This window comes from Salirhabdus salicampi (assembly GCF_024259515.1).
Classification (GTDB): domain Bacteria; phylum Bacillota; class Bacilli; order Bacillales; family Alkalibacillaceae; genus Salirhabdus_A; species Salirhabdus_A salicampi.
The window spans coordinates 172801-188672 of the sequence record NZ_JANBWE010000004.1; the positions used below are offsets into that span (position 1 = coordinate 172801).

At 38.6% G+C, this 15872-nt stretch carries 17 protein-coding genes; 9 read left to right on the top strand and 8 right to left on the bottom strand.

The window, feature by feature from the left end; translation table 11 throughout:
- Positions 1-13: 13 nt before the first annotated feature.
- Entirely contained in the window at positions 14-1711 is a 1698-nt protein-coding gene (locus tag NLW78_RS12775) for a PucR family transcriptional regulator (protein ID WP_254497534.1), read from the top strand.
- Positions 1712-1736: 25 nt separating this feature from the next.
- Here the strand turns inward: NLW78_RS12775 and NLW78_RS12780 are convergent, their stop codons facing one another.
- The gene (locus NLW78_RS12780) at positions 1737-2771 is read right to left on the bottom strand and encodes an STAS domain-containing protein (RefSeq protein ID WP_254497535.1); all 1035 of its coding nucleotides are present in this window, start codon (positions 2769-2771) and stop codon (positions 1737-1739) included.
- 164 nt (positions 2772-2935) lie between these two features.
- Here NLW78_RS12780 and NLW78_RS12785 point away from each other — a divergent pair, with 164 nt between their 5' ends.
- Positions 2936-3625 (top strand): LbetaH domain-containing protein, encoded by a 690-nt coding sequence (locus tag NLW78_RS12785; protein ID WP_254497536.1) that lies wholly within the window; start codon positions 2936-2938, stop codon positions 3623-3625.
- A 1-nt stretch (position 3626) separates the two neighbouring features.
- On the opposite strand, the gene NLW78_RS12790 is transcribed toward NLW78_RS12785, so the two are convergent.
- From NLW78_RS12790 to NLW78_RS12810, 5 genes are all read right to left on the bottom strand, one after another.
- On the bottom strand, positions 3627-3986 hold the full coding sequence (locus tag NLW78_RS12790) for a fluoride efflux transporter FluC (protein WP_254497537.1): 360 nt from the start codon (positions 3984-3986) through the stop codon (positions 3627-3629).
- Positions 3983-4354 (bottom strand): fluoride efflux transporter FluC, encoded by a 372-nt coding sequence (locus NLW78_RS12795; protein WP_254497538.1) that lies wholly within the window; start codon positions 4352-4354, stop codon positions 3983-3985. The genes NLW78_RS12790 and NLW78_RS12795 overlap by 4 nt, the downstream gene beginning before the upstream one ends.
- 198 nt (positions 4355-4552) lie before the next feature.
- Positions 4553-4966, bottom strand: a complete 414-nt coding sequence (locus NLW78_RS12800) for a Fur family transcriptional regulator (RefSeq protein ID WP_254497539.1) — start codon at positions 4964-4966, stop codon at positions 4553-4555.
- A 26-nt stretch (positions 4967-4992) separates the two neighbouring features.
- Complete coding sequence (locus NLW78_RS12805; RefSeq protein WP_254497540.1) at positions 4993-5814, bottom strand: metal ABC transporter permease; 822 nt, start codon at positions 5812-5814, stop codon at positions 4993-4995.
- Between the two features lie 14 nt (positions 5815-5828).
- Complete coding sequence (locus tag NLW78_RS12810; protein ID WP_254497541.1) at positions 5829-6584, bottom strand: metal ABC transporter ATP-binding protein; 756 nt, start codon at positions 6582-6584, stop codon at positions 5829-5831.
- Positions 6585-6844: 260 nt separating this feature from the next.
- On the opposite strand from NLW78_RS12810, the gene NLW78_RS12815 reads away from it, so the two are divergent.
- From NLW78_RS12815 to copZ, 4 genes are all read left to right on the top strand, one after another.
- Positions 6845-7294, top strand: coding sequence for a PCYCGC motif-containing (lipo)protein (locus tag NLW78_RS12815; protein ID WP_302328556.1), 450 nt, complete (start codon positions 6845-6847; stop codon positions 7292-7294).
- 118 nt (positions 7295-7412) lie between these two features.
- Positions 7413-7730: a metal-sensing transcriptional repressor gene (locus NLW78_RS12820; RefSeq protein WP_254497542.1), complete on the top strand. Its 318-nt coding sequence runs from the start codon at positions 7413-7415 to the stop codon at positions 7728-7730.
- Positions 7731-7742: 12 nt separating this feature from the next.
- Entirely contained in the window at positions 7743-10121 is a 2379-nt protein-coding gene (locus NLW78_RS12825; RefSeq protein WP_254497543.1) for a heavy metal translocating P-type ATPase, read from the top strand.
- Between the two features lie 21 nt (positions 10122-10142).
- The gene (copZ, locus tag NLW78_RS12830; RefSeq protein WP_254497544.1) at positions 10143-10346 is read left to right on the top strand and encodes a copper chaperone CopZ; all 204 of its coding nucleotides are present in this window, start codon (positions 10143-10145) and stop codon (positions 10344-10346) included.
- Between the two features lie 37 nt (positions 10347-10383).
- On the opposite strand, the gene NLW78_RS12835 is transcribed toward copZ, so the two are convergent.
- Together NLW78_RS12835 and NLW78_RS12840 are read right to left on the bottom strand one after the other, a co-directional pair.
- On the bottom strand, positions 10384-10731 hold the full coding sequence (locus NLW78_RS12835; RefSeq protein ID WP_254497545.1) for a spore coat protein: 348 nt from the start codon (positions 10729-10731) through the stop codon (positions 10384-10386).
- A gap of 12 nt (positions 10732-10743) precedes the next feature.
- On the bottom strand, positions 10744-10998 hold the full coding sequence (locus tag NLW78_RS12840; protein ID WP_254497546.1) for a hypothetical protein: 255 nt from the start codon (positions 10996-10998) through the stop codon (positions 10744-10746).
- A 180-nt stretch (positions 10999-11178) separates the two neighbouring features.
- Here NLW78_RS12840 and NLW78_RS12845 point away from each other — a divergent pair, with 180 nt between their 5' ends.
- The 3 genes from NLW78_RS12845 to NLW78_RS12855 all read left to right on the top strand — a co-directional run bounded on the left by NLW78_RS12845 (position 11179) and on the right by NLW78_RS12855 (position 15863).
- A complete protein-coding gene (locus NLW78_RS12845; RefSeq protein WP_254497547.1) occupies positions 11179-12096 on the top strand; it encodes a proline dehydrogenase family protein in 918 nt (305 codons plus the stop codon).
- 170 nt (positions 12097-12266) lie between these two features.
- The gene (locus tag NLW78_RS12850) at positions 12267-14666 is read left to right on the top strand and encodes a 3-hydroxyacyl-CoA dehydrogenase/enoyl-CoA hydratase family protein (protein ID WP_254497548.1); all 2400 of its coding nucleotides are present in this window, start codon (positions 12267-12269) and stop codon (positions 14664-14666) included.
- A 21-nt stretch (positions 14667-14687) separates the two neighbouring features.
- Positions 14688-15863 carry an acetyl-CoA C-acetyltransferase gene (locus tag NLW78_RS12855; RefSeq protein ID WP_254497549.1) on the top strand — a complete coding sequence of 392 codons (1176 nt, stop codon included), beginning with the start codon at positions 14688-14690 and terminating at the stop codon, positions 15861-15863.
- Positions 15864-15872: the final 9 nt, after the last annotated feature.

Below are 15872 nucleotides of genomic sequence, written 5' to 3' on the forward strand. Positions count from 1 at the left end.
AGGTGGTGATTCGATGCACTTAACGATGAAGGATGTTGTAAAATTACAAGTTATGAATAAGGTTGAGATTCACGCTGGAGGAGAGTTTCTGGAAGATACGATAGTGGAATGGGTATCGGTTATTGAAACACCCGTAGAAAATTTTGTTCGAAAACATGAGCTAGTACTAAGTACTGGAATTGGCTGTCAGCAAGAGGAGGTCTTCTTGCAATTCGTTAAAGAAGTGATTGAATCGAAGGCTTCGGGTTTAACAATCGCCACTGGGAGACATATTGACCATTTACCTGATTCGATTGTTGATTTAGCCAATGAATCTCGCTTCCCAATTATGACTATTCCCTGGGACGTTCGGTTTGCGGATATTATTCAAGGCATTTTACAAGCATTAGAAAAAAAGAAAGAAAGACTAATAGAAAAAAATGAAGAAATCCAACAACAATTATTAAACATTATTTTAAATAACGGTGGATTACTCGAAATTGCGAACTATATTTATAAAACGATACGTAAACCTGTTATTATTACCGATAAACGCGGCTTAATAAAAGAGAAAAGCCATAATGCGCAGCGCCTCGTCCAAGACTGGAAAGAGTATCTTCAATCTGAGGATTACGCCATTTCCCTTACCCCATTTGAAAAGACCAACTATGCAACATCTCCTAACACACGAGTCATTAACGTAAATAAAAGAACGTTACTTCAATTTATGATTCAGTCGACCAGCGAAGTCCAAGGTTATTTAATTGTAGAAGGACTTTCTCAAAGTGAGTTACAGACGTTATTAGGCCAACGAACTGTGCATATGTTGGAACATGCCGTTACAGCGGTTGCGCTATGCTTTTTAAAGGAAAATACAATACGGCAAACGGAGATGAAACTTCGGGATGATTTCGTATGGAGTTTAGCAAAAGAAAAGATTCGTTCATGGGATAGCGTATTATCAAGGGCGAAATCACTAAATTACCCGATTCATTTACCTTTTGTTTGTATCATCGGTTTTCCGGAAAATTTACGTGATATATATAAACGTAGTGTAGACGAATCTTCCTATGAGCATTGGCGGCAAAATGTGACCCGTAGAATCGAAGATGAAATTTTTTATACAGGGAAGATGTTGGATTGTTATACGCTAATGACTTACCAAAGGGGACAATTTATCACGTTTCTTGAAATTAAAGACGGGAAAGGAATGGAAACGGCATTTCAATTTTTAGATGATTTAAAGGATCGAATCAACCAACTACTACCAGGGTTCATTTTATCTTGGGGGATTGGAAAAACAGCAGGTCAATATTGTTTTCATGAAAGCTATCAAGAAGCGCAAAAGGCGTTAGAAATTGGAAGGAGACAGAAGGGCCCGGGACATCAAAATACGTATGCTGATACCCGGGTAGATCGCGCATTAATGAGTTTACGAGATAACGAAGAATTAAAAGAAATTGCGGAACAAACAATTGGTGCTTTACTTCAATACGATCAAGAGCGGGGGATTAACCTGGTCAACACGTTTATTACGTACAGCAGGAATCGTGGAAACGTTAGTCAAACCGCACGTCATTTAAATCTACACCGTCAATCACTCTTATACCGGTTAAAGAAAATTGAATCGTTAACCGATTGTTCGTTAGAGAATCAAGATGAAGTGTTTTTAATTGATTTAAGCATACGCCTATGGACCATGGGGGCCTTGGAAAGGGAGAATGGCCAATAAAAAAGAAGGAGATTATCTCCTTCTTTTACTTTTTCTGTATTACTTGCTTACCTTCTTGGGAGAGTGCGTACATGACTGCATGTCGTAATGTTGTATAACACTTAACATTAGACAAGTTATATTTAGCCCCAGTTAATTTTATACTTAACCGAGGGGATATCCCTGCAAAGATACACTCCGTACCTAGCATTCGAGTTGCTTGAATAAATTGATCAAACAGCGCTCCGAGTTGTCTATGACCGCTAATGTCAAACCCGGTGAAGTCAATAATTATGTATTCAGGATCATATTGGGGTAATTGATAAATCGTCTTATTAATGAGATCCTCCATTCGATTAGAATCATACTTTCCGAGAAGGGGGACAACAACACACTTTTCTAGTACCGGAAGTAATGGAGCCGATAGTTCTGCCACAAGCTCTTCAAGATCTTTCGTACGTTGATTAACGAGCTGTTCAAGTTTTTCAATTTCGGCTTTTTCCTGTTTTCGAGTGTAAGCATGAATGTTTTCGGTTGGAGTAAATGAAGAAGGAAAAAATTCATACTCGTCATAGTCATCTCCACTTAATTGGCATTTACGTTGTTTATACCACACATTTTCACCAAACAAACCGGACAATGTACCTGCCCAATGACTGGGAAGGAAAGGGCCGCCTTCTGATTTGCCTTGTTTTTTGTTCACTTTGTATTCCCATGTGTCTGTAAATCTTGCGATCATCTGTTTATTTTCCAAATCAACATGTACAAACGAGACAGAACCCCAGCCAGCAGCAGCGTATGCCGCCGGAAGTTGTTTTAAGAGTTCTTCAATGTTACCAGCCTTTTTGAAATGGTTACTTACAATGATCCCCATACGGTAACCCGAGGATTCTAATACTACGTTTGCTGCGTCATGTCCAGATATTTCTTCAAATGTATCTAATAATGACTTTAAAGCAGAATCGGTCCAAAATAGAGTGGCATCTTCTCCCTCAAACGTTAAGCGGCCACGCTCATTTTCCCATTCATATCTATACCCATTTACATTGATAGAAGGATTCTTAGATTGATCTTGATCCATAATGATACTCCTCTCGTTTTTTCAACGATTCTATTTAATTATAATTATTCACGATTTTATTGAATTGTCAAAAAAATGACATGACATTCCTCACTTCTGAATTTTATTCTTTCTTCATAAGTTATGTACATAGTTATAATTTGAAGAAAGTAGGGTGGTATATATTGTATTACTATAATAGTTTCTCGCCTTGCGGTGGGGTACAAGTGCGCTATGTACGACCATTATTTCATACAGCAGGCATTTATCCATCTGGACAGATTATTGTTCATAATCCTCCTTTGAGAAATGAGGATAAAATTGTATACCCACGATTGAAAACAACAGTCGTAATTGGACCAGGATCTGTCATTATTGGGGACGTTAGAGTGAATGATTATACGTTCATCGGTGTTCAAAATGTTTTACGAGCAGATTCATCGGCACCTTTTTATATTGGTAAAAACGTTAACATTCATAATCACATTACGATGAGTAGTTCACCGAAGCAGCAACTTGAGATGAATAATAAAACATATGGCATTTATATTGAGGATGGGGTAAGTATCCACCAACATACTGCTCTACAAGGTCCGATTTATATAGGCAGAAATACGTATATCGGTCAAAGGGTCTCCTTAAGTGGTGCTCATATTGGTAAAGATTGTGTCATCATGCCTGGTACGATTGTTATGAACAATATTCGGATAGATAATGGTCGTTTTATTAAGCCGGGGAAAGTCATTTGGTCACAGGAAGAAGCAGATCGATTGCCAGCGGTACCAGAGGAAGTGAAACAGTTAAATGGTACAGTGGTGGAGTACTATAATCGTTTAGGAAATGCATATAAGGAAAACCATCCAGTTTATATATAAGTTATGTGGATAAAAAGGTAAAGAGTACAATTCCAACGATTGCAAGGCTTGTCAAGACCGAGGATAGCACGTACATGAAGGCGCTACGCAATTTGTTTGCTTGAATAAGCTGCACTGTTTCAAGACTAAAAGTGGACATCGTTGTAAAGGCTCCACAAAAGCCAATGCTCAACAATGTAAATGCACTTGTACGAATCCCTTGGTGTGCGTATGTAACAAACAAAACAGCTAATAAGGTTGAACCGACTACGTTCGCTAACCACGTTCCCCAAGGGAGTGCGCTTTTGTTCCATTGACGACCAAACCAAGTTCTGCTGATTGCCCCTAGAGCCCCGCCAGCAAATATGAGTACCCAATTCATTTCCGTTTTCCTCCTTTTTTCATAATGATGGTGAAGCTGATAGCACTTAAGACAACTCCGCCTATAATCGTAAGCGAAGTATATAAACTAAATAGCATATATTGTTTTTCCATGAGAAGATTCATGCTTTCTAATGAAAAGGTTGAAAAAGTTGTAAATGAGCCAAAAAAACCTGTGCCGACAAGCAAAGTCATTTCCCTCTGACGGTGGAAGAATACAAACGGCAATAAAGCGCACCCAATGAAATTGACTAGTAAAGTTGCGATCGGAAAAACACCTTCATGTAATAAAACCACCGATAGACTGTAACGTGAAAGGGCTCCGAAACCTCCACCAAGTGCAATGAGCATCCAACTCTTTAACGTCATTTGTAAACACCCTCAACATTTGGGATTTTTTAACATAAATTGTTAAAATGGCACTCGTAACTTATGTTCATAAATTCCCCCATAAACGGGGTGCCACATACGGAATAGTACGATTGCGAAAGTAAAAAAGGCAAACGACTGCCTTTTTTATCGACATCTTATTTTATCAAAAAAATAAAGAAACAACATGACTGCCGTTTATGCGCTCTTACAATCAGGGCAATAGCCATATATCTCAAATTTATGGTCTTCGATTACATATCCTGTTAACGATTTTTTTACATCTTCCATAGGGCAATTATCAATTGCTTTTGTTTTACCACAACTTTTACATATGAGATGGTGATGGTGTTTTGTTTCACATTGTAATCGAAAGTGCTTTTCACCATTCAACGTCGTTTGTTCAAGTAATCGTAACTGGTGAAATAAATACAAATTCCGATAAACAGTATCGTAACTAACTCCTTTATATAACGTTAGTAGATGGGAAAGGACTTCATTTGCGGTACTATATTCATCACGATTTACGAAATATTGTAAAATGTCTCTTCGTTTATCGGTAAGTTTATAACCTTCAGCCTTTAATTTATATAGTGCTTCCTGTAAGTTCATGTCGATTTCACCTACCTACTGATAACTTATCGTTTTCTTATGAAAAGGGTTACGGTTAAAATAATAGCCGCTACAACGACAATGGTACCCCCAGGGGGGATTTCAAAATAATACCCACTCACCAGTCCTGTAAGAACTGCTGTTTCACCGAACACGATACTTAAAGTGATTGCTTGTTTAAAACTTTTTGCAACACGTATACTAGCTGCAACCGGTAATGTCATTAAAGATGAAACGAGCAATACGCCGACAATTCGAATTGATGCCGATATGGCAAGGGCAGTTAAAATGATAAAAATAAAATGGATAAACTTCGCGTGTACACCTGATACACTAGAAAATTCCTCGTCGAAAGACAGGCCGAATAATTCTTTATAAAATGTGATAACTACTATAAAAACTATTACTGTAATCAGAAGAATGATATATAAATCTTTTCGGCTAACGGCCGCGACTGATCCAAACAAATAGGCAAATAAATCTGTATTGAACCCATCGGCTAATGATATAAAAATAACACTTAACCCAACACCGAGGGATAATATAATCGGAATGGCAACCTCTTGAAAAGCTTTATATATACTACGTAAATATTCGATGATGATGGCACCGGCAATGGAAAAACCAATCCCCATATAGTATGGAGAAATAAAGGGGCTAATCATTTTCTTTTGGAGAAAAAGTCCGAATGCTATACCAGCTAACGTAACATGAGATAAGCCATCAGCTATGAGCGACTGCCTGCGTACCATAATAAACGTTCCAAGAAGAGGGGCAATTAATCCGACTAATAATCCGGTGTAAAATGTATTTCGTAAAAATTCAAATTGAAAAAAAGCTTCAATCATGTTTGTTCCTCCTGTTAATGATTATGAGAAATGGTATGCATCGCGTGCCCGTAAAACTGTGATAATTCTTTATCAGATTTTTGTTCAAAGTCACCGGGATTACCATGAAAATGTAAGGTTTTATTTAAACATAATAAGTCTGTCACATATGTCGTAATCGTTCCAATATCGTGTGAAACGAGGAGAAGAGTGATGCCTTGTTCACGATTTAGTTTCGCCAATAGTTTATAGAATCGATCTACGTTCTCCGTATCGACTCCTACTGTTGGCTCATCCAGGATGAGTAATTCGGGTTTACTAACAAGTGCACGGGCAATGAATACCCGTTGTTGCTGTCCGCCGGATAAATCCCCAATATTTTGATGAATATATTGTTCCATTCCTACTTGCTTTAAGGCGTTTACGATTTCGACTTTATGTTGTTTCGTTAAAAATTGAAAATAGCCGAGTTTTCGAGTTAGGCCCATCGCTACGACTTCGTATACAGTTGCTGGAAATCCTTTATTAAAGGAGTTCGCCTTCTGGGATACGAAGCCAATTTTATGCCAATTTCGAAACTTTGTAATTGATGTACCAAACAGTTTGATGTCCCCCGTTTGGACTTTATAAATACCTAAAATAAGTTTAATTAATGTTGTTTTTCCGGATCCGTTTGGTCCAACTAACCCGGCAAAGGATCCTTTCGGAATGTTTAACGTAATATTTTCTAATACATTTTGTTGTTCATAACGATAGGTTAAGTCATGAATGGAGACAATAGGCTCTGTCATTCACGTTCACCTTCCTTCTTAATATATGTTTCATGAAATTCTTCTTATTGTTCCACGTATTTACTAAAGCATAAACATTGTATCGGAATGATTACGATTTGTAAATAAGAATGATTACGATTTAAAACATCATATTAACGTAAAAAATTCCGCTCAATGAGTATGGTAAAATGATAGATAACCATTAAAAAACATGAAATGTAAAAATTGAGGTGATATACGTGGTGAAATACTACAGTATTCTTTTCTTCCTTTTAGTGATGGGCTTAGTTGCTTGTTCCAACGAACAAGAGGGAGAAAGGGGAGAAATAAAAAGTGATCATCATTTAGATGGGATGCAATACAGTTTAGAGACGTCTGGATGGTCACCTCAGGTTGCACATTTCTTTGAATATGACGATAAAACAGGTGCAATCCAGGAAGCCTATGAAATGGCCATTCATCACCCAGAAGTGTTAGATCACATGCCTTGTTATTGCGGCTGTTTTGAACAAGGGCATGTGAGTAATCGAGACTGTTTTGTCAGTCAGGTAAATCAAGGTGTTGTTCAACTGGATTCGATGGGCTTTGGCTGAGGAATTTGTGTAGATATAGCCCGTGAGGCTGTGGAACGTTATGATAATGGAGAATCGTTACAAGATATTCGCGCTTCCATTGATGCAAAATACTCAAGTCAAGGTTTAGAACCAACCCCAACAACAATGCCTTAATGCAAAAAACGCAATCCTATAAAAGGGATTGCGTTTTTTAAATAGATTTTTCGTGCATAATCTTTGACGATGAATACTGTAGGGGGGTATAGTATAAAGTATAAAAGAGGTGATATGTATGTGCGACGAATTTTTGATAGATAGTGGAAAGACTCCTGTACACCCTCCAACAGGAGATGAAAAACAGCAGCTTTTAAACCGGTTACGCCGGGTTGAAGGGCAAGTCCGCGGGATACAAAAGATGGTTGATGACGACCGTTATTGTGTGGACATTTTAGTTCAACTGTCGGCTGTGAATCAAGCATTAAAAAAGGTTGGTTATAGCCTACTGGAAAGGCATTCACATCACTGTGTCACTGCTGCCGTTGAATCTGGAAACGGTGAAGAGGCTATTGAAGAACTTATGAAAGTATTTCAACAGTTTTCGAAATCGTAAGGGGGAGAGTCAATGGTAGAGGAAAAAAATATGACCCTCGATATCCAAGGAATGACATGCTCTGCATGTTCAACGAGAATCGAAAAGGTCTTAAATAAAATTGATGGAGTCAACGCCAAAGTTAATCTTGCCCTTGATCAGGCGACGATTCAATATGAGGATGACTCCACATCTGTTAAGCAAATTACGGAGAAAATCGAACATCTAGGTTTTGATGTTGTAACAAAGCACGTGAATTTTACCATTTTTGGAATGACTTGTTCTGCGTGTTCCAACCGTATTGAAAAAGTCGTGAACAAATTGGATGGGGTTGTCACTGCTACTGTTAACTTAACTAACGAAACAGCACAGATTGAATATATCCCAGCCATGATCACGAAACAAGAACTAGTTAAACGAATTGAAAAGTTAGGTTTTGAAGCAAAAACAGAAGATGAAGAGGATATTGAAGACTATAAAGAAAAAGAGATCCAACGAACAAAACAAAGGGTAATCATTTCGAGTTTGTTATCTCTTCCTCTCCTTATTACGATGCTTGACCATGTATTTGGCATAACACTACTTAGTATATTTATGAACCCATGGTTTCAATTTGCCTTGGCAACACCTGTTCAATTTATTATTGGTTGGCCTTTTTACGTAGGTGCTTATAAGAATTTGAAAAACAAAAGTGCGAACATGGATGTTCTTGTTGCCTTAGGTACGAGTGCAGCCTATTTTTATAGCGTTGTTGAAACCGTACGAACCGTATTTAACCCAATGTATCATCCACATCTATACTTTGAAACGAGCGCCATTTTAATTACGCTCATTCTACTAGGAAAATACTTCGAAACATTGGCAAAAGGACGTACAACGCTAGCGATTTCGAAACTGCTAAACCTTCAAGCGAAAGAGGCTACCGTTATAAAAGAGGGGGAAGAAGTGCGTGTCCCGATTGATAAGGTAACGGTAGGTGACGTCCTAATTGTGAAACCAGGTGAAAAAATTCCAGTAGATGGATACGTGATCAAAGGGCGTACATCAGTAGATGAATCGATGATTACAGGCGAATCTATACCTGTTAACAAAATAACAGGGGACCGGGTAGTTGGAGCGACGATTAATAAAAATGGTGTTATTCAAGTCGAGGCTACTGAAGTTGGGGAAAATACAACATTAGCAAACATCGTTGAAGTCGTGAAACAGGCACAAGGATCAAAAGCTCCAATCCAGAGAATGGCCGATATTATTTCAGGTTATTTCGTTCCTGTTGTAGTAGCTATTGCGCTCATATCGTTTGGAGCATGGTTCTATTTTGGTAACCCTGGTAACTTAGAAATGGCATTAACAGCTAGTATCACAGTCCTTGTTATAGCATGTCCATGTGCGTTAGGGCTAGCAACACCTACGTCCATTATGGTTGGAACTGGAAAGGGAGCAGAACAAGGTATTCTATTTAAAGGTGGAGAATATTTAGAGGCTGCTTTTGCTATCAATACAGTTGTCTTTGACAAAACAGGAACAATTACACATGGGAAACCAAAGGTTACTAATTATTTGGGGGATGAACAGACGTTAGCGCTCGCAGTTAGTGCAGAAAAAGGTTCTGAACATCCACTTGCAGATGCCATCGTTGAGTATGGTAAAGAACAGGGTATTGATATTATGGACTCCTCCCAATTTGAAGCAATACCAGGTCACGGTATAATAGCTACTATTGATGGGAAGAGCATACTCATCGGAACCCGTTCTCTTCTAGAAAAACATAACATTCCATTACACTTTCAAAAAGAAATGGAAGATTGGGAGAAAGAAGGAAAGACGGCAATGCTAATCAGTGTTGACGGTGTATGTAATGGGGCAATTGCTGTTGCAGATACCGTTAAAGATGAGGCAAAGGAAGCAATTACGCAATTAAAACAAATGGGGATAAAAGTTCTCATGCTAACTGGAGACAACCGCCGAACAGCTGAAGCCATTGCAGGTAAAGTTGGTGTTGAACAGGTAATTGCTGAAGTATTACCTGATCAAAAAGCAAACTATGTGAAAAAACTTCAACAAGAAGGGAAAAACGTCGCCATGGTTGGTGACGGTATTAATGATGCCCCGGCATTAGCGGTAGCCGACATTGGCATTGCGATTGGGACTGGAACAGATGTGGCGATTGAAGCGGCTGATCTTACCATCTTAGGTGGGGATTTACGTTTGCTTCCAAAAGCGATTCGACTTAGCCAGAAAACGATGAAAAACATTAAGCAAAATTTGTTTTGGGCTTTTGTATATAATAGTGCAGGAATACCAGTTGCGGCATTAGGATTATTGGCACCATGGATTGCTGGTGCAGCAATGGCATTTAGTTCAGTAAGTGTAGTATCGAATTCCCTTCGATTAAAGAAGGTAAAAATATAATTTGAGAAAGGAAGATGAATCATGGAATTAACATTAGATGTGAAAGGCATGACATGTGGTCATTGTAAACAGTCTGTTGAGGGGGCACTAACTTCCCTTGAAGGTGTGGAAAAAGTCGATGTACAACTTGATGCAGGGAAAGTGAACGTTACATTTGAAGATGGAAAAGTTACAAAAGAAAAAATGGCAGAAGCTGTAGAGGAACAAGGTTTCGACGTCGTGTAACTAAAAAGCATGTGAGCTTGAAGCTCACATGCTTTTTTTAATGTTGAACATATGGTAGTTGGTTTTTATAGTTAGAGAATTGTTGATATGATTGTTGCATTTTTTGTTGACCTACTTGTTCAAGGCTGTACCATCCATTTTTGAACATCATTTCAAACAGTTGACGTTGACAATCTTGTGTCTCTTTGAAGATGGTAGCTAAATCTTGGTAAACGCTTTGATTGCTCATTTCATTCATTGCCACACTATAAGCATTGGTCATATATTTTTCTGTCGTTAGCATATCTTGGGCAAAGTCACGTTCATTCATTTGTGGTGTTTTCGGGATTTGAGTTTCTGGATTCTGAATTTTTTGTCCACTTTGTCCACCTTGTTGATTTTGCATATTGTTCACTCCTTATTGCATAGTTTGGGAAGAAGGGTTGGAATTCAAATGTTGCAATATTTTTTCGTAATGTCGTTGGTGCATTTGTCCAGCTTGTTCTAGGGCAGCTTTTACATCTTGATTGTTACAGTTTTGCGCATAAAAATGAGCTTTTTTACAAGCATTTAAATTCCAGGAAAGCATGTCGGATAAGTATAAGTGATCTTTTGTACTATATACATTTTGGGGAATGGACATTTGCGTTTGGTTGGATTGTTGTTGTTGCACAAAATTTCCTCCTTTTTTTTATGACTATTGAATATGTTTTCACTAAAAAATGACAATTATGCTCAAATTGCTACAATATCTTCAAAAAATATATTCCATTTTGTCCATTTTTCTGAAAAAATGATATTATTAAAATAGTTTGTCAATTACATAACGGGGATACACAGAGGGGGAGCTTAAATGGAGAAATTAATGCGTAAGTTTTTCTTGTTCTTATCCAATAACAAATTTTTTACGAGATTGGCGAAAAAGTATGGATTACGTTGTGGTGCAGGTAGATTTGTTGCAGGGGAAACAATCGAAGATGCAGCTGCAGCGATAAAGAAATTGAATGAAAAAGGCTTAGTCGTTACCCTTGATCATTTAGGGGAATTCGTAGACAACGAAGAAGAAGCGAGGGAACGTACGGAAGAGTGCATTAAAGCAATTAAAGTAATTGGTGAACAACAACTTGATTCCCAACTGTCATTAAAGATGACATCAATGGGACTAGATATTTCCGATGAACTTGTTATGGAAAACATGCGAAAGATTTTAGAAGCAGGGAAGAAGCATAACGTGTTCATTACGATCGATATGGAGGATTATGCACGTTGTGGAAAGACGCTTGACATATTTAAACAATTGAAAAAAGAATATGATGGGCTCGGAACCGTTTTACAATCGTATTTATACCGTACCGTAGACGATATCCAGGAATTAAACGTGTATAAACCGAATTTACGACTTGTTAAAGGAGCATATAAAGAATCACCAGAAGTTGCGTATCCAAATAAAGCTGATGTAGATGAAAACTTAAAAAAGATCATTAAAATACATTTATTAAACGGTAATTATACAGCTGTTGCTTCTCATGATGATCATATGATTGAATATACAAAAGAGCTCGTAAAGGAGCACAACATTCCGAATGATCAATTCGAATTTCAAATGTTATATGGAATACGTGCGGAAAAACAAGAAGAGTTAGTGAAGGAAGGCTATAAAATGAGGGTATATGTACCATACGGTAATGACTGGTATGGATACTTTATGCGTAGACTTGCTGAAAGACCTGCAAACGTTGCTTTTATATTAAAAGGAATCTTTAAAAAGTAAGAAGAAACCGTTGATTCTCAAATGAGGATCAACGGTTTCTTTCATTGAGAAAAGATTGCGAAATGTCTGAAAATCATTTATAGTAAGGGTATAAATTGGGTAAAAGTACTAACTAAAAAAATTTCCGAATAAAATGAATGAGTATTCATTCAAAAAAAGGGGAGGAACGTATGACGAAAAAAATTGAACGGGCGGTCGTTATAGGCTCAGGTGTCATGGGAGCGGGAATTGCAGCCCATTTGGTAAACGTGGGAATTCCAACATTAATGTTAGACATTGTTCCAAAGGCGCTTACGGAATCTGAACAAAAGAAAGGATATACTCTAGAAACTCCTTCAGTGCGAAATCGCATAGTAAACGAAAGTAAAAAGAAGCTATTCAAGCAAAAACCGGCCCCACTAACAAGCAAGAAAAATGCCGACCTCATTACAGTGGGAAATATGGAAGATGATATAGAACAACTCGCAGATGTAGATTGGATTATTGAAGTTGTTGTAGAACATTTACCGATAAAACAAAAAGTATTTGAACAAGTAGATCGATACCGCAAAAAAGGATCCATTGTCAGTTCAAACACCTCTGGTATTTCTGTTAACAAGATGAGTGATGGAAGAACAGAAGATTTTAAGAAGCACTTTCTAGGCACTCACTTTTTCAATCCCCCACGCTATTTAAAATTATTAGAGATTATCCCAACAAAGAACACAAGTGAAGAAGTTTTAGCCTTTATGAAAAAGTTTGGCGAAGATGTGTTAGGAAAAGGTGTAGTAGAAGCGAAGGATACCCCAAACTTTATTGCGAATCGAATTGGTACGTATGGCTTAATGGTTACGGTGCAAGAAATGGTTCGTAATGGATATAGCATTGGGGAAGTAGATTCCATTACTGGACCAGTGATCGGCAGGCCAAAAAGTGCAACATTTCGCACGCTTGATGTCGTTGGCCTGGATACATTTATACATGTGGCGAACAATGTGCATGAAAAGGTCGAAGGGGACGAAAAAGATGTGTTTCAAATCCCCCCATTTATGAAGGAAATGAATGAAAAAGGATGGTTGGGGGCGAAATCAGGGCAAGGGTTTTTTAAGAAAGTTAAAAGTGATAACGAAAGTATCATTCTCGAATTAGATTATAAATCGTTAGAATATGTTGAGCGAAAGAAATTGAGAACGGCAGCTGTAAAAATGGCAAAGCAGGAAAAGACCCTTAGCCGCAAATTGAAAACGCTTTTATACCAGGAAGGAGATCGTGCAAGTGACTTTTTATGGTCGATTACGAGTCCAGTCCTTCTATATTCTGCTCAACTGCTAGGTGAAATAGCCGACGATATTACGGCGATAGACGAAGCAATGCGATGGGGGTTCGGCTGGGAACTTGGCCCTTTTGAAATGTGGGATGCAATAGGTCTTGAAAAATCGATTAGTCGAATGAAGGACGAAGGTCAAAGTGTCCCACAGTGGCTAGACGATATGTTAAAGGAGGGGACTACTTCCTTTTATAAACGGGATGGTGGGAAAGTTCATTTCTACCATCATGGAGAATACAAAGAAAAGGTGTACAACAAAAAAGAAATTCACCTTCAACGTTGGAAAGAAACAAACGGCGTTATGAAAAAGAATAGTGGAGCTAGCTTAATAGATATAGGTGATGATATTGCTTTGCTGGAATTCCATTCTCAAAATAATGCCATTGGCCTCGACATCATCCATATGATTCATTCCTCATTAGACGAAGTAAATCGAAATTACAAGGGACTCGTAATTGGGAATCAAGGGAGAAATTTCTGTGTTGGTGCGAATTTAGCGATGATTTTAATGGAAGCACAGGACGATAATTTTATGGAAATCGAGTTAGTCGTGAAGCAGTTTCAACAAGCGATGATGAAATTAAAATATAATGAAAAACCTGTGGTTGCAGCACCTTTCGGCATGACATTAGGTGGAGGAGCAGAAGTTTGTCTCCCAGCTGACGCCATTCAAGCCTCCCAAGAAACGTATATGGGGTTAGTAGAATTCGGTGTTGGATTAATACCAGGAGGAGGCGGAAATAAAGAATTTTATATCAAGCAATTAAACCGCCTACCCGAAGGTATCGATTTCGATTTACAAAAGGTAGCGAACGATGTGTTTGAAAAGATTGCTATGGCAAAGGTGTCAACTTCAGGAGATGAGGCCTATGAAAGTGGTTTTTTGAATGATCAAGATGCAATTAGTGTCAATAATGACCACCTCATTCATGATGCAAAACAGAAGGCAATTGCTCTTTATGATACTGGTTATAAACCGCCGAAGCGTAAGAAGGTCCCGGTAGTAGGAGAACAAGGCTATGCAACCATGTTGCTAGGAGCAAAATCCCTTCACTACGGAGGCTATGCATCCGAACATGACTTGAAAATTGCCAGAAAGCTAGCTTTCGTATTAGCAGGTGGTCGTTTGTCATATGGCACATACGTAGATGAACAGTATTTACTGGATCTGGAGCGGGAAGCCTTTTTAAGTTTAATAGGAGAAGAGAAAACACAACAAAGGATGCAACATATGCTTATGAAAGGTAAACCGTTACGGAATTAAGGTGACAAAGGGGGAGAAATTGTGAGAGAAGCAGTAATCGTCTCTGGTGCTAGAACACCTGTCGGAAAGGCAAAAAAAGGGACATTAGCGAAAATGAGACCCGATGACTTAGCGGCTTTAACAATTAAAGAGACATTAAATCGTGCAAATGGATATGACGGAAATATTGATGATGTCATTATCGGGTGTGCAATGCCCGAAGCTGAGCAAGGAATGAACATGGCTCGAAATATTGCGGGTTTAGCAGGACTGTCTTATGACGTTCCTGCCATTACGATCAATCGCTACTGTTCTTCAGGGCTACAAAGTATTGCTTATGCAGCGGAGCGGATCATGTTAGGAGCAAGTGACACCATTATTGCTGGTGGAGCTGAATCGATGAGTTTAATCCCTATGGGGGGGCATGTCATAAGACCGAATGTTCGCTTAGTCGAAAATGCCCCTGGCTATTACATGTCGATGGGTCACACTGCAGAAGAAGTTGCAAAGCGGTTTCAAATTAATCGTGAACAACAGGATGCCTTTGCGGTTCGGAGTCATCAAAAAGCGGCAAAAGCGTTGGCGGAAGGGAAATTTGATGAGGAAATCGTTCCTATTGAAGTAAATTCTAACGGTTTAAGTGAAGATCATCAGTTGGAGGAAAGAACCATAATGTTTAAGCAGGATGAAGGGGTACGTCCAAACACAACATTAGACGTGTTAGCGCAACTGAAACCTGCTTTTTCTATTACAGGTTCGGTTACAGCCGGGAATTCGTCGCAAATGAGTGATGGTGCCGCTTCTGTACTTGTTATGGACCATGAAAAAGCTTTAGCAGAAGGATTCAAGCCCCTCGTTAAGTTTAAGTCATTTGCGGTAGCTGGAGTAGAACCTGAAATTATGGGAGTAGGTCCAATCGAAGCTATTCCGAAGGCACTTGAACTAGCGGGGCTCGAACTATCTGACATAGGTCTGTTTGAATTAAATGAGGCGTTTGCGTCGCAATCCATACGAGTCATTCAAGCGCTCGAGTTAGATGAAGAGAAAGTGAATGTCAATGGAGGAGCGATTGCATTAGGGCATCCGCTTGGGTGCACCGGGACGAAATTGACTTTATCACTTATTCACGAAATGAAAAGAAGAAAGGAACAATTCGGCGTTGTCACTATGTGTATCGGTGGTGGAATGGGAGCAGCTGGTGTCTTTGAATTAATATAAGGGAGGCTA

Excerpts from the sequence above, each read along its gene's own strand:
- NLW78_RS12775 (WP_254497534.1), top strand. The coding sequence starts at position 14 with ATGCACTTAACGATGAAGGATGTTGTAAAATTACAAGTTATGAATAAG.
- NLW78_RS12780 (WP_254497535.1), bottom strand. The coding sequence starts at position 2,771 with ATGGATCAAGATCAATCTAAGAATCCTTCTATCAATGTAAATGGGTAT.
- NLW78_RS12790 (WP_254497537.1), bottom strand. The coding sequence starts at position 3,986 with ATGAATTGGGTACTCATATTTGCTGGCGGGGCTCTAGGGGCAATCAGC.
- NLW78_RS12795 (WP_254497538.1), bottom strand. The coding sequence starts at position 4,354 with ATGACGTTAAAGAGTTGGATGCTCATTGCACTTGGTGGAGGTTTCGGA.
- NLW78_RS12800 (WP_254497539.1), bottom strand. The coding sequence starts at position 4,966 with ATGAACTTACAGGAAGCACTATATAAATTAAAGGCTGAAGGTTATAAA.
- NLW78_RS12805 (WP_254497540.1), bottom strand. The coding sequence starts at position 5,814 with ATGATTGAAGCTTTTTTTCAATTTGAATTTTTACGAAATACATTTTAC.
- NLW78_RS12810 (WP_254497541.1), bottom strand. The coding sequence starts at position 6,584 with ATGACAGAGCCTATTGTCTCCATTCATGACTTAACCTATCGTTATGAA.
- NLW78_RS12820 (WP_254497542.1), top strand. The coding sequence starts at position 7,413 with ATGTGCGACGAATTTTTGATAGATAGTGGAAAGACTCCTGTACACCCT.
- NLW78_RS12825 (WP_254497543.1), top strand. The coding sequence starts at position 7,743 with ATGGTAGAGGAAAAAAATATGACCCTCGATATCCAAGGAATGACATGC.
- copZ (WP_254497544.1), top strand. The coding sequence starts at position 10,143 with ATGGAATTAACATTAGATGTGAAAGGCATGACATGTGGTCATTGTAAA.
- NLW78_RS12835 (WP_254497545.1), bottom strand. The coding sequence starts at position 10,731 with ATGCAAAATCAACAAGGTGGACAAAGTGGACAAAAAATTCAGAATCCA.
- NLW78_RS12845 (WP_254497547.1), top strand. The coding sequence starts at position 11,179 with ATGGAGAAATTAATGCGTAAGTTTTTCTTGTTCTTATCCAATAACAAA.
- NLW78_RS12850 (WP_254497548.1), top strand. The coding sequence starts at position 12,267 with ATGACGAAAAAAATTGAACGGGCGGTCGTTATAGGCTCAGGTGTCATG.